The 23623-nt window shown below is 69.6% G+C and carries 20 protein-coding genes and 3 pseudogenes; 10 read left to right on the plus strand and 13 right to left on the minus strand.

Translation table 11 applies throughout. The annotated features are described in order from the left end of the window. Positions 1-85: 85 nt before the first annotated feature. From AB0E24_RS34335 to AB0E24_RS34345, 3 genes are all read left to right on the plus strand, one after another. Positions 86-727, plus strand: coding sequence for a DJ-1/PfpI family protein (locus tag AB0E24_RS34335; RefSeq protein ID WP_359382971.1), 642 nt, complete (start codon positions 86-88; stop codon positions 725-727). A 136-nt stretch (positions 728-863) separates the two neighbouring features. After that, complete coding sequence (locus AB0E24_RS34340) at positions 864-1493, plus strand: carboxymuconolactone decarboxylase family protein (protein WP_069868082.1); 630 nt, start codon at positions 864-866, stop codon at positions 1491-1493. A gap of 41 nt (positions 1494-1534) precedes the next feature. After that, the gene (locus AB0E24_RS34345; RefSeq protein WP_359382975.1) at positions 1535-2488 is read left to right on the plus strand and encodes a phosphotransferase family protein; all 954 of its coding nucleotides are present in this window, start codon (positions 1535-1537) and stop codon (positions 2486-2488) included. Between the two features lie 127 nt (positions 2489-2615). Here AB0E24_RS34345 and AB0E24_RS34350 read toward each other — a convergent pair whose 3' ends face one another. Next, entirely contained in the window at positions 2616-3830 is a 1215-nt protein-coding gene (locus tag AB0E24_RS34350; RefSeq protein WP_359382978.1) for an SGNH/GDSL hydrolase family protein, read from the minus strand. 77 nt (positions 3831-3907) lie between these two features. After that, on the minus strand, positions 3908-4684 hold the full coding sequence (locus AB0E24_RS34355) for a DUF998 domain-containing protein (RefSeq protein ID WP_231981097.1): 777 nt from the start codon (positions 4682-4684) through the stop codon (positions 3908-3910). A 309-nt stretch (positions 4685-4993) separates the two neighbouring features. Here AB0E24_RS34355 and AB0E24_RS34360 point away from each other — a divergent pair, with 309 nt between their 5' ends. Then, complete coding sequence (locus tag AB0E24_RS34360; protein ID WP_283881169.1) at positions 4994-5599, plus strand: TetR/AcrR family transcriptional regulator; 606 nt, start codon at positions 4994-4996, stop codon at positions 5597-5599. A 108-nt stretch (positions 5600-5707) separates the two neighbouring features. Here the strand turns inward: AB0E24_RS34360 and AB0E24_RS34365 are convergent, their stop codons facing one another. Both AB0E24_RS34365 and AB0E24_RS34370 read right to left on the minus strand, forming a co-directional pair. Next, positions 5708-7231: an FAD-dependent oxidoreductase gene (locus AB0E24_RS34365; RefSeq protein ID WP_359382982.1), complete on the minus strand. Its 1524-nt coding sequence runs from the start codon at positions 7229-7231 to the stop codon at positions 5708-5710. Between the two features lie 52 nt (positions 7232-7283). Then, the gene (locus tag AB0E24_RS34370; protein WP_251771470.1) at positions 7284-7982 is read right to left on the minus strand and encodes a TetR/AcrR family transcriptional regulator; all 699 of its coding nucleotides are present in this window, start codon (positions 7980-7982) and stop codon (positions 7284-7286) included. A 150-nt stretch (positions 7983-8132) separates the two neighbouring features. On the opposite strand from AB0E24_RS34370, the gene AB0E24_RS34375 reads away from it, so the two are divergent. Beyond that, a complete protein-coding gene (locus AB0E24_RS34375) occupies positions 8133-8663 on the plus strand; it encodes a hypothetical protein (RefSeq protein ID WP_069868076.1) in 531 nt (176 codons plus the stop codon). A gap of 52 nt (positions 8664-8715) precedes the next feature. On the opposite strand, the gene AB0E24_RS34380 is transcribed toward AB0E24_RS34375, so the two are convergent. Both AB0E24_RS34380 and AB0E24_RS34385 read right to left on the minus strand, forming a co-directional pair. Then, positions 8716-9636, minus strand: coding sequence for an RNA polymerase sigma-70 factor (locus AB0E24_RS34380; RefSeq protein WP_359382986.1), 921 nt, complete (start codon positions 9634-9636; stop codon positions 8716-8718). Continuing rightward, positions 9633-10838 carry an NAD(P)/FAD-dependent oxidoreductase gene (locus tag AB0E24_RS34385; RefSeq protein WP_359382989.1) on the minus strand — a complete coding sequence of 402 codons (1206 nt, stop codon included), beginning with the start codon at positions 10836-10838 and terminating at the stop codon, positions 9633-9635. Before AB0E24_RS34385 ends, AB0E24_RS34380 begins: the two co-directional genes overlap by 4 nt. Positions 10839-11085: 247 nt before the next feature. On the opposite strand from AB0E24_RS34385, the gene AB0E24_RS34390 reads away from it, so the two are divergent. Further along, positions 11086-11310, plus strand: a complete 225-nt coding sequence (locus AB0E24_RS34390; RefSeq protein WP_069868074.1) for a hypothetical protein — start codon at positions 11086-11088, stop codon at positions 11308-11310. Between the two features lie 91 nt (positions 11311-11401). Here the strand turns inward: AB0E24_RS34390 and AB0E24_RS34395 are convergent, their stop codons facing one another. From AB0E24_RS34395 to AB0E24_RS34425, 7 genes and pseudogenes are all read right to left on the minus strand, one after another. Continuing rightward, the gene (locus AB0E24_RS34395) at positions 11402-11788 is read right to left on the minus strand and encodes a hypothetical protein (RefSeq protein WP_359382991.1); all 387 of its coding nucleotides are present in this window, start codon (positions 11786-11788) and stop codon (positions 11402-11404) included. A gap of 189 nt (positions 11789-11977) precedes the next feature. Further along, positions 11978-13813, minus strand: a complete 1836-nt coding sequence (locus AB0E24_RS34400; protein ID WP_251771473.1) for a hydroxysqualene dehydroxylase — start codon at positions 13811-13813, stop codon at positions 11978-11980. A 230-nt stretch (positions 13814-14043) separates the two neighbouring features. After that, positions 14044-14421: pseudogene (locus tag AB0E24_RS34405) on the minus strand (helix-turn-helix domain-containing protein); the annotation flags it as partial. Beyond that, positions 14421-14546 (minus strand): annotated as a pseudogene (locus AB0E24_RS46065) (alpha/beta fold hydrolase); the annotation flags it as partial. The pseudogenes AB0E24_RS46065 and AB0E24_RS34405, both read right to left, overlap by 1 nt. A gap of 59 nt (positions 14547-14605) precedes the next feature. Then, entirely contained in the window at positions 14606-15118 is a 513-nt protein-coding gene (locus tag AB0E24_RS34415; RefSeq protein WP_069868071.1) for a P-loop nucleotide/nucleoside kinase family protein, read from the minus strand. A gap of 317 nt (positions 15119-15435) precedes the next feature. After that, positions 15436-15615 (minus strand): annotated as a pseudogene (locus AB0E24_RS34420) (integrase/recombinase); the annotation flags it as partial. Positions 15616-15853: 238 nt separating this feature from the next. After that, positions 15854-16687, minus strand: a complete 834-nt coding sequence (locus tag AB0E24_RS34425; RefSeq protein ID WP_359382995.1) for a PIG-L family deacetylase — start codon at positions 16685-16687, stop codon at positions 15854-15856. A gap of 464 nt (positions 16688-17151) precedes the next feature. Between AB0E24_RS34425 and AB0E24_RS34430 the strand changes: the two genes are divergently transcribed. From AB0E24_RS34430 to AB0E24_RS34445, 4 genes are all read left to right on the plus strand, one after another. Then, positions 17152-19020, plus strand: coding sequence for a multicopper oxidase family protein (locus AB0E24_RS34430; protein ID WP_435865355.1), 1869 nt, complete (start codon positions 17152-17154; stop codon positions 19018-19020). Between the two features lie 380 nt (positions 19021-19400). Then, positions 19401-20651, plus strand: a complete 1251-nt coding sequence (locus tag AB0E24_RS34435) for an FAD-dependent oxidoreductase (protein ID WP_285903884.1) — start codon at positions 19401-19403, stop codon at positions 20649-20651. Next, a complete protein-coding gene (locus AB0E24_RS34440) occupies positions 20641-22782 on the plus strand; it encodes a beta-ketoacyl synthase N-terminal-like domain-containing protein (RefSeq protein ID WP_359383003.1) in 2142 nt (713 codons plus the stop codon). The genes AB0E24_RS34435 and AB0E24_RS34440 overlap by 11 nt, the downstream gene beginning before the upstream one ends. Beyond that, positions 22782-23623, plus strand: an 842-nt coding sequence (locus tag AB0E24_RS34445; protein WP_359383006.1) for a beta-ketoacyl [acyl carrier protein] synthase domain-containing protein, incomplete at its 3' end; no start/stop codon positions are given. The genes AB0E24_RS34440 and AB0E24_RS34445, both read left to right, overlap by 1 nt.

Consider the following 23623-nt stretch of genomic DNA (forward strand, 5'->3'; position numbering starts at 1 on the left):
GTGTGCGCACACTATTCGGCCGCCGCTGAGTGACGGTATCGACGGCGAAGTATTTCACCACCGGAGCAACCGAAGGAGCCCCCGTATGCAGGTCGCGATCGTTCTCTATCCCGGGTTCACCTCGTTGGACGTCATCGGACCGTATGAGGTCTGGGGCCGCCTCCCGGACACCGAGGTCGTCTTCGTCACCGAGCGTCCCGGCCTTGTCGTCAACGACTTGCGGAGCCTGTCGGTCAACGTCGTCGCAGGCTTCGGCGACGTGCCGAACCCGGATGTGGTGCTCATCGGCGGCGGCCCGGGTCAGACGGAGCAGATGTCGGACGGGAACCTGCACGAGTGGTTGCGAAGGGTCGATGGGGCCTCCGCGTGGACAACGTCCGTCTGTACGGGGTCCTTGATTCTCGCCGCCGCCGGAGTCCTCACCGGCCGTCGGGCAACGTCCCACTGGGCTGCGCTCGAGCACCTCGCGGAGTTCGGTCTGACGCCGTCGAAGGAGCGGGTCGTCATCGACGGCCACTACGCGACCGCGGCCGGCGTTTCCGCGGGCATCGACATGGCTTTGACCCTGGCTGGTTTGCTCGTGGGCGACGACGTGGCACAGACCGTTCAGCTCATCATCGAGTACGCACCTGAGCCGCCCTATCACGCGGGAGCGCTGGAATCCGCCCCAGCGAGAGTCGTCGAGAGCGCGATGGAGAAATTGTCCACGCGGTTCCCGTCTCGGTAGTCGTTTCCCGGACGGGCGTCTCGCGCAGCACCCGCGGTCCGATCAGCGTCATCTCCGGGCGCCATGAGTAATTCGCATATCCATTATGCCGGACCTTCGCTGGCGGAATGCCCTCCGTGTTCCTAGCGTGGAGGGCATGAACGAGCACCCCACCAATAAAACGTCCGGACTGGGCGGCCGGTTGCCCCTTCTTCCTCCCGACACCCTCGATGAAGCGCAGCGCGCACTGTATGACCGCCTGTCGGCCACGCGGGCGCGCAGCGCGGAAGAGGCGGGCTACACGGCCGCCCTGCCCGACGGGCGGCTCATCGGCCCGTTCAACGCCCTGCTGCGCACTCCGCACATCGCCCGGCCTCTGCTGGAGTGGGCCCAGGCGCTCACCCGGGCCGGCATTCCGGCAGATGTCCGAGAGGTGGTCATCCTCACCGTGGCCGCTCACTGGCGGGCCGATTACGCGCTGTACGCCCACACCGCGGCCGCCGAGAAGGCCGGTCTGCCCGACCTGGCCATCGCGTCTCTGCTCCATGGTGAGGCTCCCCGCGGTCTGCGTCCCGACGCCGATCTCGCCCACCGTCTGGCCACCGCGCTGGTCCGCGACCATCGCGTGCGGGACGACCTCTATGACGAGGCAGTGGCGGCGTTCGGCACGAACACCCTCATCGCCCTGGTCAGCCTCGTCGGCCAGTACCTCAGCACCTCGGCCTTGCTGGCCTGCTTCCAAGTACCGGCTCCCTCCTCGGACCGCACCGAGGAGCCCGCCGCCTAAATCTTTTGCCCGTGCCGCCGTCCGGATGATGAGGTGGCACGGTGACCAACCACGATGAGGTGGCGGCCGTCCGACCGTTGACACTGGCCTGGGTGAGCCGACACCTGGAGGTCGGCGAACGGATCGTCGGAACCGAGGGGCTGCACGGCGGCATCACCGCCGAGATGCGGAGGCTGACCATCGGCACGCGGGACGGAGGCACCCGTGACCTGGTGCTGCGGACCTTCGTCGACGTGGAGCACGCCGAGGACTGGCTGAACAGGGAGGTCGGCGCCCTGACCCTGCTCAGGGGGACCGGCGTGTCGGCTCCTGGACTGGTCGCGGTTGATCCGACCGCCGCGCACTGCGAGTATCCATCGCTCCTGATGACCCATCTGGCAGGCCGGACGGTCCTCGACGATGAAGGGGTGGAGACGCGCGTTCCTCTGCTGGCCCGTCAGCTCGTGGCGATCCACGCGGTGCGGCCCGCCGAGCGGCCCCGGGGATACGTGGCGTTGACGACCGCCGACACCGTCGTCGTTCCGAAGGGCGCCGACGCGGCGGCATGGGCCGCGGCGATCGACGTGATCCGCGAGCCCGCGCCGCCCTATGAGGGGCGGTTCCTGCACCGGGACTTCCAACCCGGCAATGTGCTGTTCGATGTGGAGCCCCCTGGGCCGGCAGGTGCCCGGATCACCGGCGTCGTCGACTGGGCGGGGACCTCCTGGGGCCCGGCGGATCTCGATGTGGCGCACTGCTCCACCAATCTCGCGCTGCTCCACGGCCCGGCATGGGGGCTGCGGTTCGCCGAGGCGTATGAGGAGGCCGGCGGGGTGCTGGCCGCGGCCCCGAGCGAGCGGCTGTACTGGTGGGTGCGGGACGCACTGGCGTTCTCGGAAGAAGTGCGGTTGGTGTCGCGGCCATGGCGGGAGGCAGGGAGGACGGAGCTGACGGCGCGAGCCGTGGAGGAGCGGCTGGACGCCTATGTCACCGCCCTGATGGACGCGCTGGGCTGAGCCGAGGCGGACCCGGGCGCGGGCCCGGCGGCGAGCGCCGGGCCCGGCTGCCACGTCCGCCGGCCGCGCGCACCGGACGCCGCTCCTTCTCCGGCGGAGATCCGGCGGAGGCCCCTGGGCAGGCAGATCAGTCGAAGAGGGAGAGGTCGATGGATTCCGCGAGGGCCGCGTAGCCTGCGTCGTTACCGTGGAGGCAGTCGCCCATGTGCAGGTCGCCGCGGATGCGGGTGGGGTCGGCGGGGTCGCGCCAGACGGCGTCGAAGTCGAGTACGCCGTCGAAGGCGCCGCTCGTGCGGATCCAGGTGTTGAGCTGCTCGCGCGCCTTGTCGCCCTCGGGGGAGTACATCTCCGAGCCGCCGTAGGGAGCGACGGTCGCGGCATAAGCCTTGGAGCCGTGGGCGCGAGCGCGAGCGGCCAGCTGGAGGTGGGCCGCGATGATGTCGTCCACGGTGACGGGCGCGCCGGGGAACATCGCGAGGAATCCGGCGGTCTCCTCGGTGCGCGGGGCGAAGGCGAAGACGAGGTCGTTGCCCACCGCGATCACCACGTGGCCGAGGCCCGGCGTGGCGAGTACGTCGCGGTCGAAGCGGGCGAGGGCGGCGGTGCCGATGCCGTCGGCGAGCATGCGGTTGCCGCCGATGCCCTGGTTGAGCACGCAGAGCGGCTGTCCGCCGCGGGCGGCCAGGCGCTCGGCGAGCAGGTCCGTCCAGCGTCGGTCCGCGCCGGGGGTGGAGCCTATTCCGTCAACGCGAGAGTCACCGATGACGGCGATGGCCTTTGTCGGTGTGTCGGGCCGCACTTCCACGGCCGTGATCAGGGCTTGCGCCGGCAAGGGGGCTGCGTCCGTGGGAAGAGACGTGAGTGCGGTCGTGTCGCCGGGGATGATCCAGCCGAGTGCGTTGAAGGTCCCGTGGCAGGTGCATGTGTCGACTCGGTCGGGTAGGTAGAGGCTGATCGTCAGCCGCGACAGTGCGGGGGTACGCAGCTCGACGGGGTCGCTGAGGATCGGCGCGCCCGTCGGGACGGTGGTGGTCGGCTCGCCGCCGAAGGTCACCGCTTGACCGCTTCCGTTCTCGGTCCCGCCGTCGGAGTCCGCGATGGCGACACGGGCGGCGCCGATGGTGAGTGGCGCGGTTCCGTACTCGTTGCTGATGCGGATACGGATGCTGTGTCCGCCGCCGCTGACGCGGACGACTTGCCGCAGCGTCGCGTTCTCGAAGGGTTCGACGCAGCTGACGGAGTTGTCCGGTGCCTGCGGCGAGGCACTCCAGGTGCGGACCCATGCGGACGTGTCCGCGTTCGACCCCTCGGAGCCGGAGGGTTGGGTGATGGCGGCGGTCATGGTCGTTGTCCTTCGGTTGTCGGTATCGCGGCTGGTGTTCAGGTGAGCGGTGCTCGCGGAATGCGGGGTCAAGCGGCTCAGCTCGTGGTGCTGGAGGGTGCGAGTGGCGCGTTCACGGTCTGCCGCTTCCGGAGCGATGCTCCGGCGCAGATGAGGCCGATCAGGAACGGGTGAACGGCGCCGCGTTCGATCAGGCCGATGATGCCGATGGGGGTTTCGCCCGCGGTGAAGATCATCGCGAGGTAGAGCACCGTCGACAGCAGACCGATCACGCCTACCGTGATCAGCGCCCTTCCCATGCGCGGAGAGCCGCCGATACGCCGCCATCCGCGTCCGAGCACGATGGCCAGCGCGTTCCCGCCGATGAAGCCGGCGAAGGCGCCCATGCTGTGGAACTCGCCGGTGCCGTCTTCGAGCGCCTCCCCGGAGCCGGGAAACAGCGCGAGCAGGACACCGCCGACGGCCAGCAGCGTCGCGGGTACGAGCGTTGCCCAGCGGCGCCCTCCCGACGGATCGCGCAGCGTGGCGACCCCGGCCAGGATCGTGATCCCGAAGAGGAAGAAGCCGGTGTTCATCACCCAGGCGAGGGGCGAGTACATGTACTGCCCGAACAGGGTCGAGGGCCCGCGGACTCCGAGGTTGCTGATGAAGTGGTGCGTATAGCTGTAGGACGGGTCGGTCCACGCCGCGGCCGCGATGAACTCCCCGAGCAGGAAGATCGCCGGCCCGGCGACCAGGAACGCTCCCGCGGTTCCGCGCCGCGGCGGCAGGTGCGCGTCGGAGGCGGGCATCTCGTGTCCTGCGGCGTTCATGGGTCCTTCCGGGGTGGCGCGCGAGTGGGTGGTCTCGGTCATGGCCGTTGTCCTTTTCCGCTGGTGGTGCCGGAGTTGGCGCGAGGATCGCCGGAGATCGGCGTGGACTCGGTTGTGCCTGCGGCGTCGTTCTCCCGGTCAGCGATGACAGTGGCGGCCATGGCGGAATTCGTCGGCGCCGGAGCTGTCGCGCGACGGGGCCAGGACCTCGTGGCCAGGAGTTCGGTAACCATCAGAGCGATGAAGGCGGCATGTATGTGATCGAGGCCGCCTTCGCTTCACTGACACGATTACTATATCGAGACTACTTTTACTGTCAATGTAGGTAGTGTTCGAGGGTAGAGTGAACGCATGGTGGATGGAGCGGCGGTTGGGCGACGCGAGCGCAAGAAGGCGGCAACGCGGGCGGCGATCCTCGAGGCGGCGACGACACTCTTCCTCGCACGCGGCTTCGACGCGGTGACGGTGCGCGAGATCGCGGATGAGGCCGATGTGTCACCCAAGACGGTCTTCACGCACTTCCCCCACAAGGAGGCACTTGTCTTCAGCGACGAAGGCGAGCGGCATGAACGCCTCATCGCCGCGGTGAGTGGCCGCTTGCCGGGCACCACGATCTCCGACGCGCTGAAGGCCCATTACCTCTCCGAGATCGCCGAGCTCCAATCCGAGCCCCAGCGCCAGATCCTCGCCCTCATGGAGGACACACCGGCCCTGATCGACTACGCGGAGAAGATGTGGTTGCGCCACGAGGATGCCCTGGTCGCGGCGATCACCGAGGAACTCGGGCTGGAGGAGCCGAGCGACGAGATCCGCCTCTACGTCCGGTTCGCCTTGCAGATCCAGCTCGTAGCCGTCCGCGAGGCCGATCCCGCGCCGACCATCGACGCGGGATTCCGACTCCTCGACAAGGGCTGGGCGTCCTACGGCGACCCCGGAGGGGACGACGCACAGCCGTGAAGGTGCGCGGAGCAACGTCATCGCTTCGGCGATAAGAAGCTCGCTGCTCGCCCCCGCCCCGGAGGCTGTCAGGAACCGGCCCGTCCGGCCGGGGAGTTGGCAGTCGCTCTAGTTCTCCGGGTTGCCGAACCACTGGGCGGCGATCTGTTCGAACGCGTCTCGATCGGGGGTGTGTTCACTCGCCCAGGCCACCACGCCGTCAGGGCGGATCAGCACGGCACCCAGCCCGAGGTCATCGCGCACCGAACCGGACGCGTACCGGATCCGGCCCTCCCACCCCTGGGCTGTGCGTCGCAGCGCGCGGTCGCCGCTGAAGTCGAGCGCAACGCCCCGGCCCTGGTGCATCAGGTTACCGAGGCGGGTGCCGTCAGCGAAGCGGAAGTCCGGGGCGGTCCGACCCACGAGCGGCTGCTCGTTCCCCAGGTCGTAGCGGTTGAACAGCCCCGATGTCCTGCGGTAGACGTGGGTCGTTCCGTCGGGGGTGCTCATCAGGTCGCGGACCAGCTGCCGCAGTGCGGGGGCATTGGGGCCGGGCTTCATGGTCGCCACTTGGGCCCGTGACCAGTCGAGCACCGATGCGCCGACGGGGTGGCGCTCGCCGGTGTAGCTGTCGAGCAGACCGCCGGGCGCGTAGCCGTGCACGGTGGCCGCGAGCTTCCACCCGAGGTTCACGGCATCGCCGATGCCGAGGTTGAGCCCCTGGCCGCCCAGCGGTGAGTGGATGTGCGCGGCGTCGCCGGCGAGCAGAACGCGGCCCTGCCGGTAGGTGGTCACCTGCATCGCGCGGTCGGTGAAGCTGGAGGCGAGAAGGACCTCGTTCAGCGTCACGTCGGTACCGGAGACGCGGCGCAGAACCGTCTGGAGGTGGTCACGGGTCAGCGGCCGCGAGCGGTCGAAGGTGCCGCCGTCGAAGTCCATCATGCCCAGGTGCCCCTCGAAGGGCGTGCGCAGGTACATGCCGGTCGGTGTCAGGTTGAACCCGAGGGGCAGCCGCTGCGGGTCGGCGAAGGTGACGTGTGCGACGTAGCCGGTGAACAGCGGCTCGGTGCCGACGAAGTCGAAGCCCGTGAGCTCGCGTACCGCGCTGCGGCCGCCGTCGCATCCGACGAGCCAGCGCGCCCGGTGCTCCGTCCCGCCCGCTGTGACGACCACGGCCTCGTCGTCCTGCGCCACGGCGGTGACGGGAGCGCCCCGGACGATCTCCACACCGAGCGCGGCGGCCCGCTCGGACAGCACCGCCCCGACCGCTTCCAGGCTCGTCATGAAGCCCTCCATCGCCGGACTGGGCAGCCGGAACGGAAGAGCGGCCGCGTCGATGTCGGCCGCGTCGAGCGTCATGCCCGCGAAATGGCTCACCTCACGAGGAGCCGGTGCCTCGATCGCCTCGGGGTCCGCGCCGACCTTCTCCGCGGTGACGCCCGAAGCCTTCACCATCGCTTCCAGCAGGCCGCGGCGGTAGAACGTCTCGGCCGAAGCGGCGGTCAGACCCCGCATCCCGAGCGGGAGCGCCTTCAACGGGGAACTCGGTTCCCGGTCCCGTTCGAGTACCAGGACAGAACAGCCGGACAGGGCAAGTTCGTTGGCCAGAAACAGGCCGACCGGGCCGGCGCCCGCGATTATCACGTCGTACATAAGAGGCTTCCCTTGTGAACGGTCATCGATGGACCCGATCGGGTGCGGTGGGTCAGCGGAGGTTGGTGATGCCGTCGAGGACGAGGGCGATGCCGGTGAGGAACTGCTCCCGGTCGTCGTGCTCTCGCATCTGGTCGACGATGGCGTGCATGAACGGGTAGTCGTCGGGGTCGAGTTCCTGCCACGCCCTCGACGCCGCGCCGAGGAACTCCTCGCGGTCCACGCCGACTTCGACGCCCGAGGTATCCCCGTCGACGCGGGCGTTCTGGCTGACGGCCCCGAGGATGTAGTGCACGAGCGTGGCGGTCGCGTCGAACCAGGCGGCTTGCGGCACGCCCAAGGCGCCCACCTGCCGGCCGATCCGCTCGAAGATCCCCACCGTCACCGGACCGACCGGGTTGCGGATGATCTGGAGGGTCAGCCGAGTGGCGAGCCACTGGTGTTCGGCGATCGCGTCGAACAAGGCCAGCGCGACGGCGCGGATCTCCTCCTCGGGTGTGACCGAGGCCCCGCCGGGCTTGGTCGCCAAAGCGGCGGTGACGACGGTTTCCGTCGCCGTGTCCAGGAGCTCGTCCCGGGTGCCCACGTGGTAGTAGATCGCCCCGGACCCGGTGGCCAGGCGCTCGGTCATCGCCCGGACGGTCAGCGCGCCCTCGCCGCCCGTATCGAGCAACTCGACGGCGGTATCGATGATCTGCTCCCGGGAGAGCACCTGGTTGCGCCGCTGTGTCCGGCGCGCTCGCGTTGCCATGCCTCGATCGTGCCACGCTTGGAGCAGTGAACCAAATTAGAGTGCTGAACTAATTTGGCGTACCGCACCATTTTAGAGCGGTGCACCAAAGGTGTCGAGCTCGGTGGCGAGGGCGTAGTTTGAGATGTCCACGACCTGGGAGGGGGCCCGATGAGGCGTACGGAAGCGGCCAAGCGGTTGGGCAGGTTTGTGCGGGAGCACCGTACCGATGGCGCGCGACGCCTGCGGCAGGCTGGTATCTGGCTGGTGGTCGGGGCTGTGGGCACGGCCTTCGGGGTGCCGGTGGCGGTCGCATCGGTGGGCACCACCGAAGGGGCCCCGGCGCTGGCGGGGTTGCTGCTCGGGGTCGGCCTGGTGGGGTGGGGCCTGGGGATCTGGCGTCTGGTGCAGGCGTTCCGTACCCGGGAGCAGAGCTTCGACATTCATGAGCGGGGGTTCACCTACCGGGTGGCGGACACCGCCACCGTGATCCCCTGGGAGGACGTCGCGCAGGTGAGTACCAGCGGCGGTGACGGCCGGCCGCTCGCCGACGCCCGGGGCATGGGCTCGATGTGCGAGATCCGGCTGCACAGCGGACGCCGGATCCGTGTCGATGCTTTCACCGAGGACATCCGGGGCCTGGCCACGGTCGTCCATCATGCGGTTCACCTCGGGCAGTTCCCCCAGGGCCGGGGACGCTGACCGGCCCTGGCGCGGTGTGCTCGCGCCCGGCGGCAGCATGCGGTGACCTTGCTCACCGCGTTGCGAGGTCGTGAGCGGTGCCGTCGGCGACGGCCCGGAGTTTGTCCGGGTTGGCCACGTTGTGGATGGCGGTGATACGGCCGTCGGCGTCGAAGTCGAAGGTGACGGTGGCGATCACCCGTCCCGGCCCGCTGAACACGATGCCCGGCCCGCCGTTGATCTCGGCGACTTCGGCTTTCATGTCGGCGGGCCCGACGCCCTGGTAAGTGACAGTGCCGATGGCCGCGAACCAGGCGGCCGCCGTGGTCGCGCCCACCACCGGGCGCAGGGCCTGGCGGACTTTGCCGCCACCGTCGGTCCACAGGGTGACATCCGGAGCGAGCAGTTCCATCAGGGCGTTGACGTCTCCGCCGGTCGCGGCGGCGAAGAACCGCTCGGTGGCCTCGCGCTGCCGCGACCGGTCGGCGGCGAAGCGCGGCCGCCGGGCCCGCACATGCTCACGGGCCCGGTGCGCGGCCTGCCGCACCGCGGCTTCGGAACGCTCCACCGCCTCGGCGATCTCGGCGTGGCTGAAGTCGAAGACCTCCTTCAGCACGAACACCGCGCGCTCCAGCGGGCTGAGCGTCTCCAGCACCACCAGCATGGCCATGGACACCGACTCGGCGTCCGCGACGACCTCGGAGGCATCCCCGCCGGTGAGGATGGGCTCCGGCAGCCACGGCCCTACGTAGGTCTCCCGTTTGTGCCGGGTGGAGCGCAGCCGTTCCAGCGCCAGGTTCGAGACGATTCGCATCAGGTACGCCTTGGGGTCGGCCACCTGCGAGCGGTCCCCGGCGGACCATTTGATCCAGGCGTCCTGGACCGTGTCCTCGGCATCGGCCGCACTGCCGAGGAGGCGGTAGGCCACGGAGAACAGCAGCCGCCGGTGCTCGGTGAAGACCTGCTGGTCGGGGTGGGGGAACGGGCCGGTCACCTGTCCCCCCGGACCCGGGTGAAGCGGCCCCCGCGGGGCCAGAACGCACCCGAGGCGGGCACCTTCTTCATACGGCCGTACGTCGGCCAGGGCGAGGCGGTCACCGTCTCCTTGTACCGGACGGCGGTACGGCCGGTCAGGCAGATCCGGCGCGGGCTGTCGTCAGGCCGGGTGAACTGCACCACGGCGTCACCGCGTCCCAGGCTCACCGGCGTGTGGTAGTAGCCGAAGCGGAACGGCTTGGGCTGCTTGCCCCTGAGCACCCGGTCGATCGACAGCGCGGCGTGCACCCCGGTCGGCATGCCGCCCTGGCAGGTGCCGTGCATGATGCCGTACCCCTGGCGAATCGCGGCCGCGTCGCCGATCGCGTACACCTCGGGGTGCGACACCGATCGCAGCGCGGCGTCGGTGACGATGCGTCCGCGTTCATCGACGGCCAGCCCGGCGGCGGCCGCCAACGGCGACACCCGCGTGCCGCTCGTCCACAGGATCGCGTCGGCGACGATGTTCTCCCCGCCCGCCAACTCGACCGCGTCGGGCAGCACCTTCACCACCTCGACACCGGCGCGCACCTGGACTCCCAGCCGGTCGAGCGCGGCGCGCAGATACGACGTGGCCTTGGGATTCATGGCCGCACCGGGTTCCGCCCGGCCCAGCAGCACCACACTCAGCCGCGGGTGCCGCTCGGCGATCTCCGCCGCCGACTCGATGCCGGTCAGCCCGCTGCCCGCGACCACCACCGTGCCGCCGCCGAGCCGCGCCAGCCGGTCGGCCAGCGCCTCGGCGTCCTGGGCGCCGTTCAGGGTGTACGCGTGGTCTTCGGCCCCCGGCACCGCCGAGGTGTCGGCGACGCCGCCCAGCCCGTACACCAGCGTGTCGTAGCGCAGCACCCGGTCGTCGTCGATCCGCACGGTCTTCGCGTCCGCGTCCACCGCCGTCACCCAGCCGGGCACGAACCGCGCGCCCGTGCCCGCCAGCAGCTCCGGGACGCTCAGCTCGGCGAGCCGCTGCCCGGTCGCCGTCATATGCAGCCGCATGCGCTCGGTGAACCGCTCCTGCGCGTTCACCACCGTCACCCGCACCCCTTCGCGCCGCTTCACCCGGGCCGCGAGCTGAACCGCCGCGGCCATGCCCGCGTATCCCGCCCCCAGGATCACCACGCGGTGCCCGGTCGCCGTACCGGCCTCCTGCCGTGCGCTCATCGTTCCGTCCTCCTCGGCTCGCTTGCTGACGCCCACCAGATGGGAGCGGGCGGCCTGGATGTGACATGGGTCTGATGTGATGCACGTCATAGGCCGAATCCGGGGGCCGGAAGGTGGGCGAAAGGTCCGCGAAACGACCGCCAATTCCCTTCGGGGCAGGGGTCGGTAGGACGTTTCCACGCGTCATCGGCGGTCTCCTGGTCACGCGGCTGGAACCTCCGCGACGTAGGTTTCCTACACTCACGGTATGAACAACTACACGTGCACCCATTGCGGCACCGTCGGTCTCTCGGAAGGTTTCATCGAGGACGCCGGCGAGCACTCGCGCGGGTACGCGCGCTGGATCGAGGGCGCGATGGATCGGGGACTTTTCGGGGGCGCCAAGCGGTTGGGCCGGACCCGGCGGCAGATAGTGGCATTCCGCTGCCCCAAGTGCGGGCATCTCGAGCTGTTCGTCACCGACGAGGCGTAGATCGAGAGCGGGTCGGACGTTCCGTGCCGTCCAGCCCTCGTCCGGCCCGCTGACCAGCTTGGAGGGCTGAGTAATCCGCTGGAGTCACCCTCTAATCGGCGCGCCGGAAGCGGAAGGGCTTCCCGTCCCGCTGGCCCGTGGGAGTGGCCTCCAAGGTGTCTCCGTCGACCACGACCTCCAGGCTCACCGGAACGTTGACCGTGATGCACGCGGGACTGAACGCGATGCGGTACTCGGCGCCGTCCCCCTCGCCCTTGGCCGTCACCTTCGCGTCCCCGCACAGCTTCATCGGCGAGGTTCCGAGTACGGCCCCGCCGTCCTTGTCGACGCGGATCATCGCCCGGTCCGCGAAGTCGGCGAACCCCGGTGGCTGCGGCCCGTCCGCGACCCACTCCCCGGTGATCGGCTCCGACTTCTCGGAACACCCGACGAGCAGCAGTCCGACGGCGAGAGCGTTCACAGCGAGCGTTCGACGCATATGGGTCTCCCGGTGACGGACGGCAGGCTGAGCCGCATTCAAGCAGATGCGGTGCGAGGCGCGTCAGCCCGCCGGCAGAGCGGCGGGCTCGAGGAGAGACGCGGTGCTCCAGCAGCACCACACCGTTTCGGCTGAAGGGCCGCGGCCGCTCGGGGCAGCGGCCCTTCAGCCGAAACCCGGTGCCGGGCGCTACCCCAGGTCGAAGGTGTTGGGCAGCCCCAGCCGATAGCGCACCTCGTCGATCCGCTTCAGGGGCTCCATCTCCGGCGGCCGGAACAACTCCCAGATGTGACACCGCTCGGCGCCCGAATCATCGGCGTCCAGGAGCGCGTTGACGGCGCGTCGCGCGGACTCGTTGGCGCCCTCCATGGTCGCCAGGTCCACATCCGTACGGACGTAGTCGCCCGCGAGGAAGAAGTTCGGCACCGCCGTTTTCGCCGACGGGCGGTTGTAGAGCGTGCCGGTGGGGTGGATGAGGAGCTGTTCGCGGTTCCGCGGGTCGGGGCCGCCGAGGCCCGTCACCGCGGGGTCCATGAACCAGCCGAGCCGGTCCTCGTCCCTGAGCGTCGTCTTGCCCGAGTCGTTCAGCCCGTCCTTCATCTGGGCCCACAGTTCGGCGACGATCTCCTCCTTGGTGCACTCACGGGCCGTCTTGCCGTACAGGATCCCGGGCTTGTCCCACTCGGAGATGATCGTGGACAGGCACTCATGGGCCTGCCCGTCCCCGTAGTCGCGTGAAAAGTCCCGTACATCCCAGAATTGGGACTGCCCGATGCCGGTCACCGCCCACGGCGAGTCGAGGCAGTTGATGTGGCCGTGCACGACGGGAGTGGGCGTGCGCAGGTAGAACATCACGCCGGTCATCCAGTCCGTCTTCAGCGCGTCGCACCGCCCGAACTGCGGGTCGGCGGCGCGCAGGGCCGGGCCCCAGGTCGCGCGCGCGTGCTCGACCGGCAGAGCGGAGACGTAGTGGTCGGCGGTGATGGTGCGCTGCCGGCCGCCGTCGCGCGCCGCCACCCGTACGCCGGTCACTCGGCCGCCGTCGTACACCACCTCGCGGACCTCGGTGCCGAGCACGAACTCGACGCCCCGCGAGCGCAGATGCGTCTCCCAGGGGTCGATCCACGCCTCGCTGGTCGGGGCGTTCAGCACCCGGTCGATGTCCGCGTCGCCGTCCATGCCGCGGCCGAGCAGGCCCCACAGGAGCAGGGCCTCGATGATGACGCGGCCGACGGTACGGGTGGAGGCGATCTCGGCGCGGGTGGCGACGAGGTTGCGGGTCTGGCCGATGCCGAGGAGCACCTGGTACTCACGGCTCATCTCACCGGCCCGGATGAAGTCCCACCAGGCGACCTTTTCCCATTGGCCCTCGCGGCGGGCGTCGCAACTGGTGAGGTGGACCAGGAGGCGGCCGGCGAAGTAGGCGGCCTCGTCGGCGGGCAGATGGGTGGCGAGGTCCAGCACCGACAGGATCTGGTCGCGGATCCAGGACGGGGTGAGGTCGCCGGGGGCGGGCGGGGTGGTGGCCCGGCGGAGTGGGAAGTGCAGGTCCGGGCGGCCGGAGGCATGTGCGAACAACGCCTCCGTGCCGCTGCGGAGATTGCCGTGGACGCCGTTCGCGTTGCCGGGGAAGGGGATGCGGCGCATGGTGTCCGGCAGATTCCGGTAGAAGCCGGGGAAGAAGCGGAAGCCGTGCTCGCCGGGCAGCGGCTCGCGGCCGCCCGTTCCGGTCCCGGGGACGTCCATGGAGCGGGCCTTGCCGCCAAGAGCGTCGTAGTACTCGTAGACCGTGACCTCGTAGCCGCGTTCGGCGAGTTCGTGGGCGGCGCTGAGGCCGGAGACTCCGCCGCCGAGGACGGCGACGCGCTTGCCGGAGGAGGCCGCGGCCGCGCTGCCGGCCGCCCCCAGGGCGCCCATCGTTCCCCCGCCGACGACTCCGGCGGCCGCTCCTCCGGTCGCCGCCAGGAAGCGTCTGCGGCTGTGTCCGTCGTGCCCCTGAGACTGTTGCGCGTGTTCTGTCGCCATGAGCACCGGAGAGTAGGGAGGGGTTCGGGAAGCCGGAAGCCCTATTTCCCGTCACCCACAGTATCCTCACAAACACTCGGCGAGCCTGTTGGTGCAAGGCCGACCCGTCGACTCGTATCCGCGGGCTCGCGACGGAGGCGCGGCGCGGCGGGCTGTACGTGTTCGAGTTCCGTTCCGAATCCGACCTGCGACGCACACCTGCGCCTGCCCGGCCGGTCTCACGGTCATCGTCACCCCATGCGTCTCGGCCGGTTCGTCAGCCCCATCCATGAGCTCGACCGGGCCCCCGCGATCACCGCGGACGGCCTCCGGGTCGGTGCTGAAGCGGGCCACGCGACATCGTCGATCGCGAGCCACGGCGCGACGGCCACGGCCGTGGGCGTGAGACCGGTGAACGCCTTGACCTCGCGGCGGAGGTGGGACTGGTCGACGTAGCCACTCACGATGGCAACGTCGGCCGGGGCGTGACCTGCCGCGAGGAGGTGAGCCGCGTGGTCGAACCGCACCAGTCGAGCGGCGTGTTTGGGCGTGATGCCAAGCTGGGACCGGAAGCGCGCCGACAGGCGCTTGCGGCTCCAGCCGACCTTTTCCGCCAGGCGCTCGACCCGTCATATGACGCCGCGGGCGGGGACTGGCCGCAGCCCGGAAGGTCGACCCGAATGACGTGATGGTGGCGAGCGAGTGCCGGGACCACCGGGCTCCAAAAGCTGCCCCCGCCGCTGTGTTCACTCATTTCGCGGCGGGTTGAGCGTTATCACCGAAGGTTGGTGACCGATTGGCGGGCGGGCCAGGTCAGCTGTCGGTGCACGAGGGCCATTTGGCCACTGCCCACTCCGGCCAGCTCGGCCAGCCCGCCGGTGGGGTGGGAATCTCGCCGCCGTCGAGTTCGGCGGCGTCAGGCACCTGGAACTGCTCCCGCCAGGCATCCAGGTCGGCCTCGCTCATCGGGAACGTCTGATGCGGTGTTGTTTCCTGGCGGTGCGCGACGCGGGCGAGCTGCACGTCCTTGTCCACGGGCAGGTAGACCACCTGGCATGATGCCCCGACCGACCGGGCCAGCCAGCGCAGTGCCGACCGTTCATCGCGGCTCCAGAGCCCGAAGTCGAGCACGACGCTGGTCCCCAGCCTCAGCGCCTGTAGGGCGACCGAGATGAGCCGCCCTTCGAGCACCCAGCGCTTGCCGTCGGCCATCGAATCGCCGAACAGCGGGATCATCCAGTGATCTGGGGTCAGCCGCAGCGCCCGGTGGGTTGCGGCGAGCTCTTTGGCGCGGGTGGTTTTCCCGGCCCCGGGGAGCCCGACCATCAGGAGCAGGATGGCAGCACGTGGGTGCTGCGCAGCGCCGGGTCCGGCTGCATGCGGATGCTGTGAATCGAAATGCTGTGACTGAGACATGACTTCCCTGATCAGGCAGGACGACCCGGCGTCACAGGAATATGAGTGACTGCCGGCAGGACACTGATCCGGCGGTACGTCCTGGCACTGCCCCATGCGGGGGCAGGCAATGGCCGCGGTTACAGGAACCGCGGTACCGCCGCTAAGCGGCGGTTGTCGTCATGGGAGCACAGCAGCACATGCCCTGATCATAGCGGACCGACTGTGCCCCGGGCGGCGTGGGCGCCCGGGACCGCCGGGCTGTCGTAGCCGTATGACTCGCACCAGCCCAGCCACGACTGCGCCGCCGCCCGGCGGGCGTTCCAGGTGCACAGCAGTTCCAGGGCCTTGCCGAGCGGTCGGGCCTCGCCGATCCGCTCGGCTGTCCTGCCGACGCCGGTCGAGTAGCCGCGGACCGTGTTCGGGTTACCGATCCGGGGACGGCGAGTCCGGGGCGGGCCGCGGTTCGGCTGCCCGGGGCTGCCCGGGGGCGGCCCGGCATGGACATCGACCACTAGCTCGCCCGGTTGATCCCCCCCGGCCCCGTCGTAGCGTTCCCGCCCAACGGCCCTGCCCGGGGTTGTCCGGAGACTGACGTCCTCGCAACCGACACGCTACCGAGCAGGGACCATGAGCTTTCTCAGCCGCCCCGGGCAGGCGGGCGGATCAGCGCAGACCGGCGAAGAGGTCGTTCTCGGGCACGGCCGCGCCGGTGGTGTCCCGGACACGTACGAAGGTCTCGAGGCCCATCAGATCCGTGAACCTCTTCTGGCCCATCTTGAGGAAGAAGATGTTCTCGCCCTGGCTGGCGTGCGCGGCCAGCGCGTCGAACTTCTGACCGCCGAACGCGGTGGTGTCCACCCAGGTGGTGATCTCCTCGTCGGGTAGTCCGATCTCGGCCATCGCGGCGGCCTCGGCGGGGTCCGGCTCCTGCCAGTCCGCGTCGAATTCGCGCAGCGCCTCCCCGAACCGCTGCATCATCCCGCGGGGCGCCGTCGTCCAGTACACCTTCGGTGTCAGCTCGACCATCGTCAGCGCGGCCATCGTGATGCGGTTCGCCTGGATGTGGTCGGGGTGGCCGTAGAAGCCGTTCTCGTCATAGGTCACGACCACATCGGGCTGGTAGCGCCGCATGAGTTCCGCGAGCCGGGCGGCGCCCTCATCCACGGGTGTCTGCCAGAAGGATCCCGGGGTGTCGTTGGTCGGCCAGCCCATCATCCCGGAGTCGGTGTAATCCAGCGTCTCCAGGTGACTGATCTTCAGGAGTTCACAACTCGCTTCGAGTTCTTGACGCCGCATCACGGCGATGGCCGCCGGATCGTGCCCGGCATCGCCCGGCTTGACACCCCCCGGTCCGTCACCGCAACTACCGTCGGTACACGTCACGAGGACCGTGCGAATGCCCTCCGATGCGTACCGGGCGAGGACACCTCCCGTACTGGTGGCCTCATCGTCGGGGTGGGCGTGTACCGCCATGAGCGTCAAGGGCCAGTCATTCATGAAACAGTCCTCCGGTGTGAAAGGGCCTCGGTCCGAGTCCGCGGCGGGGTCGCCCCCAATATCAAATAGCGGATGACCGGACGTACCGCGGACCCGAGGGCCCCGATCACGTCAGGGTGGACGACCTGCTGGTCGATCGGTTCCTCGCGCGCGCGGCGCCGGTCTTCCGGCAGGTGCAACAGTGACGGCCGGACCGGATGTTCCCGCCGCGCACGGGAACATTCCCGGGCCGGGGCGTCGGCGGGGACGGAGAAGGCGCTGAGCGCGGAGCTGGCCGGTTCCTTGTGGCGGAAGGAACTGGTCCGCGGTGGCCGAATGTCCATCCCCCCAAGGAGCCGCCTTCCGTACGTCAGGAGGGACGGCGACATTCGTGGAACGGGGGACGAACGGTGACTGACACCGGAGAGCGGTTTGCGGAACTCTTGTACTCGGGAGGCGGGGGACCCGGCGACGCCGCGGAGACCATGGCGGGGGAGGGGGCGCCCGACGTCGGGCCCGCCACGCTGACGCCATTCGTCGATGCCCTGCCCATTCCCCCTCTGCTGAGGCAGAGCGCCCAGCGGGACCGGGAGAGGATGACCATCGATCTGCGTGCGACCTGGGTGCGGTTGCACTCCCAGCTGCCGCCGACACGGGCATGGGGTTACGAGGGACATGTCCCTGGTCCGACGATCGAGGTGTGGCGAAATCAGCGGCTGACCGTGGCCTGGCGCAACCGGCTGGCCGGTGAGTACCCCGTCGCCGCCTGGGAGGTGCCGATGGAATTGCCGCCGGCGTCCAACCGGCCGGGGCGCGCGGAGGTGGGCGCGAAGGAGGTCAAGGGGGTGGCCGACCTCCCGCCGTGGACGGTGACCCATCTGCACGGCGCGCCCACCAGCGGCAGTAACGACGGCTGGCCGGAGAACGCGGTATCGCCCGCCGAGATCCAGTATGCGACGTACCCGAACAGCCACCGGGCGTGTGCGCTGTGGTACCACGACCACGCGATGCACATCACGCGCTGGAACGTCTACACGGGTCTGGCGGGGATGTACCTCGTACGGGACGAGGAGGAGACGGCGCTGGGGCTGCCGCGTGGCAAGCATGAGATCCCGCTGATCCTCGCCGACCGCAACCTCGACACCGATCACCGGGGCCGTCTCACCGGCCGGCTGCTGCACAAGACCGAGATCATCCAGCAGAACGAGGCGGGCGACAATGTCACCCTGCCGTTCAGCGGACCGTACACCCTGGTCAACGGGGTCGTTTGGCCGCATCTCACGGTGTCCGCGCGCTGGTACCGCTTTCGGCTGCTGAACGCCTCCAACGCGAGGGTCTACCGGTTGGCGCTGATTGACGAGGCGACCGGCGAGCCCGTCAGCGGCGCCGTCCAACAGATCGGTACGGACGGCGGGTTGCTGGGGCGGCCGGTGCCCGTCGACGCCCCGCTGCCGGTCGCCCCCGCGGAACGAGTGGATCTGCTGATCGACTTCTCCCGTCTGCGCGGTCGCACACTACGGCTGGTCAACACCACCGCCGCGGCGGCTCCCGGGGAGCCGGACCCGGCGAATGGGGTTCCGTATCCGCAGGTCATGCAGTTCCGGGTGGCGCGCGAACGCGTCCATGACTCCTTCACGCCGCCCGAGGTGCTCTCGCCGTCGTTCCGCCGCATCACCCACGACAACTCGCGGCACGAGCATGAGCATGAGCACGAGCACCGGCTGGTGGTCCTGACGCCGCCGGGGACCGTCGGGGGCATGGGTCACCCGGAGATCTGGGAGATGCGAGAGGTCGATGCGGATCATGTGTCGCTCCCCGGCGACGGAGTGATCCAGGTCCAGGACGAGACGGGGCGCACGAGGACGTACGAGCGGACCGCGCGCTCCTTCCAGGGCCCGCCGGGATTCACCGTCGAACAGGGCGCATGGGAACAGTGGACCTTCTTCAACCTGGCGTCCAACCAGATCAATCTGCCCGCGGCGGCCGCCACCCCGATGCATCCGATGCACATCCATCTGATCGCTTTCCAGGCGGTGGGCCGGCACGCCTATGACATCAGCGGTTTCGATCCCGCGCTGGGCGGGACCCGGGCACCACTCACCCACCGGGGGGCGGTGCCGGTCGCCCCCTACGAGGCGGGGTGGAAGGACACCATCCAGGTGCCCGGCGAGCAGCTGGTCAGCGTGCTCGGGCGGTTCAAGGGGGGTGCGGGCCGCTTCGTGTACCACTGCCATGTCCTGGAACACGAGGACACGCACATGATGCGTCAGTTCCTCGTCCAGCCCGCCGAGGTCATGCGGTTGGGCACGCACCTCGGAGATCACGGTCACGGGACCTCCGAGGGCACTGACTGAGCGCCCGCTACACGGAGTAATCGACCGGAATTCCACTCGGCGCCCAGACGCGCGCCGGACTCGGCCTTTCCCGGAACCACGCGTTCGGCGTTTCCGGGGGAGGCCGAGTCGTATGTCTGCGTCGATATTCGCCCCAACAGCCTCGATCGTCTCATCCGCAACAAAAGAAACAGCGAAACTGGGCGACACGCCGAGAAAAAATCGGGAGCGCGATGTCCATTGCGCTAGCCTGAAAGAGGTGCTGATGATTCGGCGCCTGCGAGACGAACAACGGGGGAAAGCATGAATGGATCAAGTCTCTTATACGTGCCCTCGGCCGTGCCGGTTCTCCATGATGGAGATCCGTCGGGCGTCGCACACTTTAATCCTCAACAAATCTGATGTCCGGCGCTGCGGACTCCGTCGACGTGGTGATCGTCGGCGGAGGGATAGCAGGCTGCGCCCTGGCGATAAAGCTCGCCGAAGCCGGGTTCAGCGTCGTCCTGCTGGAGAAGAGCACCCGCTTCCGGGATCACGTACGCGGCGAAGCCCTTCTGCCGTGGGGTGTCGCCGAAGCTCGTGAATTGGGTCTGGAACAAGCGCTGCTGGCAGCCGGTGGCGGCTATGCCGGTGCACTGGTCGCCTGTGGCGACGGCGTCTCGTACCACGAGGCCGCACAGTCCGCCGTCGACCTCTCCAAAGCGGTGCCCGGTGTGCCCGGGGCCTTGAACGTCGGGCATCCCGACGCCTGCGAGGCGCTCTTGCGCAGCGCCGAGGCCGCCGGTGCGCAGATCCTGCGCGGCGTTGTCGACATCGAGATACCCGCAGGTGAAGAGGGTGCGATCCGGTTCGCGGTGGCGCGGAGGAAGCGCCGGCTGCGGTGCCGGATCGTGGTGGGCGCGGACGGCAGGCGCTCCGCGGTCCGGCGGCAGACCGGGCTGCGGCTGATGTCCTCCACCCCACGTACCTACGGCGCCGGCCTGTTGCTGGGAGGACTGCCCTGGCCGACCGGGGAGAACGCCGGAGGCACCGAGGGCGACCTGCACTATCTGGCGTTCCCCAGGGAATCGGGCGTGGTGCGAACCTATCTTTTCTGGGACGCCGCGCGCGGAAATCTGGTCAGCGGATCCAGTTCCGCCCAGGACTACCTCCACCTGCTCTCGAGTCAGTTTCTGCCCGATGGTTGTGATCTCGGCGGGGCCGCTCCCAAGGGCCCGTGCGCCGCCTTTCCCATGAATGACTCCCGGTGTGATCACATCAATCCCCCCGGAGCCGTTCTGGTCGGAGACGCGGCCGGATGGAGCGATCCCCTCATCGGACAAGGGCTCTCGATCGCTTTGCGGGACGCCCGCATGGTCGCGGAAACGCTGATATGGAACCGGAATTGGCACCCCGATATATTCCGGGGTTACTGCGCGGAGCGCGCGGAGCGCATGCGACGACTGCACATAAGCGCGAGGCTTGCCACCGAATTGCGCTGCGGCTTCACCGCTGAAGCCCGGAACAGGCGTCGCAAGTGGAACGAAGAGGTTCAACGGGACGTACGGCTGTCCGGCCCTCTCCTCGGCAATCTCGCCGGTCCGGAGACCGTGGCGGCGGAGGCGTACGACCCGAGCGTCATCAGGAGGATCCTTGCACTCGGTGAATACTGACGGTGACCGTTCCATCGCGATCGTCGGCATCGGATGCCGGCTGCCGGGGGGCATACACGGTCCGGAGGCACTGTGGCGGCTGCTCGCCGAGGGGCGGGAAGCGCCGCCCGACGAATCCGTGACCCGGCCGTGGCCGGGCCGGCTCGACCCACACGACAGGCTCATCGAGGACGTCGACGCCTTCGACGCGGGCTTCTTCGGCATCGCGCCACGAGAAGCCGACTGCATGGATCCGCAGCACCGGCTGCTTCTGGAGGTGGCCTATGAGGCACTCCAGGACGGTGGTCTGCCGCTGGTGCTGGGACCGCACGTCTCGACGGGTGTCTTCGTCGGCACGAGCACGGAGGACTACGCACGCGTGGTGGCCTCGGCGAACCGGACCGATCTGCTCGGGTGGGTCGGCGCCGCCCGTGCGTCGGCCGCCGCGCGGCTCAGCCACCACCTGCGCTCGTCCGGTCCCTCTCTCGTGCTCGACACGGACCGCTCCTCTTCCCTGACCGCCGTCCATCTGGCGGTGCGGAGCCTGCGTGAGGGGGAATGCGACCTCGCGCTGGCCGGGGCGAGCAACCTCATCCTCGCCGCGCACACGGGGACCGCGTTCGGGGCGGCCGGGCTGCTGGCCCCGGACGGCCGCTGCCGGTTCGGATCGGCCGCCGCGTCCGGATTCGCCCGTGCGGAGGCCGTGGTCGTCGTCGCCTTGAAGCGGCTGCGGGACGCCAGGGCGGCGAACGACAGGATCTACGCCATCATCGCGGGCAGCGCGGTCAACCACGACGCGGGCCGCAGCGACGACTTCCTCACTCCCAGCGCCCAGGCACAGTGCGCCGTGATCCGGCGCGCCTGCGCCGACGCGGGCATCGGCGTCCATGAACTGCGCTATATCGAGGCCCACGGCACCGGGACCCCGGTCGGCGACCGGGTCGAGCTGTCCGCGCTCGCCGCACTGCCGCGCTATCCCGCCGCGCTCCGGCTCACCGGTTCGGTGAAGACCAACCTCGGCCATACCGAGGCGGCGGCCGGCCTGGTCGGACTCGTCAAGACGGCCCTGATGCTCGACCACCGCCGGCTCGTACCAACGCTGCACACGCGCCCGATCTCGTCGGCGGTCGACCCCGAAGCCATCGAGCTCGTGGCGGACATCCGGCCGTGGCCCGACTCGGACGGGCCGCCGTACGCGGGAGTGAGCTCCTTCGGGCTGATGGGCACCAACGGCCATGTCGTGCTCACGGCGCTGTCGACGGGGTGGCTCGCCGGCCCCGAGAACCACGGTCGGTCGGCGGACGGCCAAGAGGGCCGGCAGGGGGCCGGCCACGAGGACGGGCCCGCCCATCTGATCCCGCTGTCCGCGCGGACCCCCGAGGCCCTGCGGACCCTGCGGAGCGCCTACGTTCATATGCTCAAGGCCGCCGACGATCCCCCGGAGCTGCGGGACATCGCCTGGACCGCGGCCTGCCGCCGGGATCACCACCCCTTCCGCACCGTACTGACCGCCCGGAGCCATGACGAGCTCCTGGCGGCCCTGACCCGCGACGACCGCGGCGGGGAGGACAACGGCGACGCGGAAGCCCTCGTCGAGCTGACCCGCCGTTACGAGGCGGGAGAGAACATCGACTGGGTCGCCGCTCAGCGCCCCGGCCGCACCGTGCGCCTGCCCGCTCACCCCTGGCTTCACGGTCGCCACTGGGTGACCGATGAGCAGGGCTCGCCCCGCGCCGGCGCCTGCCCGCCGACCGCCTCGTCCGCCGACGACCAGGATCCCGAAGCGTGGACACGGGCCCAGGTCACGGCCGCCGTGGCGCAGGTGCTCGGCCATGTTCCCGACGCCTCTCTGCCCCTGTCGGACGGCGGAATCACCTCACTGATGGGCTTGGAACTGCGTCAGATCCTCATGGAGAGCACCGGTGTCGAACTGGACACCACCTTCGTCTACGAACACCCGACCATCGATGCCGTCTGCCGCCACATTCTCGGTCGGCGGGCCCGCCAACCGGGGACACCGCAACTGGACGACGACCTCGACACGGCCCTGGCAATGCTCCAGCAACACCTCGGTCCGGATGAGTGCGAACGGCTGTTGCACGCCGAACTGCGCGAGCTGACCGAAGAGCGCACCCATGAGGAGAACGTCTGATGCCGACCACTGCGGAGCAGCTTCATCACCTCAGCGCCGAACAGCGAGCGCGGCTCGCCGCACGGCTTCGCTCCAAGTACGACCGGAAGGACACCAGCGAGCCGATCGCCATCGTGGGGATGGCCGCGCGGCTTCCCGGCGCGGCGAACGTCACCGAGTTCTGGGACCTGTTGCGCACCGGCGATTCCGCCGTCGGTCCGCCGCCGCCGGGCCGCCAGGGCGACCGCCCCGGTGGCTATCTGTCCGACATCGCCCACTTCGACGCGGAGTACTTCCAGATCTCCCCCCGCGAAGCGGTGAGCATGGACCCGCAGCAGCGTCTGCTGCTGGAGACGGCCTCGGACGCGCTGCACGACGCGGGCATCGAGGCCGGATCGCTCGCCGGCTCACGCGTCGGGACGTTCATGGGGCTCATGCACGACGACTACGGCCGGATCGGCGCGGAGCAGGGGCATATCGACGGACACTTCGTCACGGGGACGAACCCCAGCCTCGCGGCGGGCCGGCTGGCCTATGTGTTTGACTTCCACGGGCCCGCCATCACCGTCAACACGGCGTGTTCCTCATCGCTCGTCGCCATGCATCTGGCCCGGCAGAGTCTGCTGCTCGGAGAGTGCGACCTCGCCCTGTCGGGCGGCGGAAACCTGCTGCTGCACCCGGACAGCACGCTCATGTACGAGCAGGCCGGCGCTCTCTCGCGCACCGGCGCCTGTCACACCTTCGATGCTTCCGCTGATGGCTACGTGCGTGGTGAGGGTGTGGGGGTGGTGGTGTTGCGGCGGTTGTCGGATGCGTTGGTGGCGGGGGATGTGGTGCATGGGGTGGTGCGTGGTTCGGGGGT

The organism is Streptomyces malaysiensis subsp. malaysiensis, assembly GCF_040653035.1.
GTDB lineage: Bacteria > Actinomycetota > Actinomycetes > Streptomycetales > Streptomycetaceae > Streptomyces > Streptomyces malaysiensis.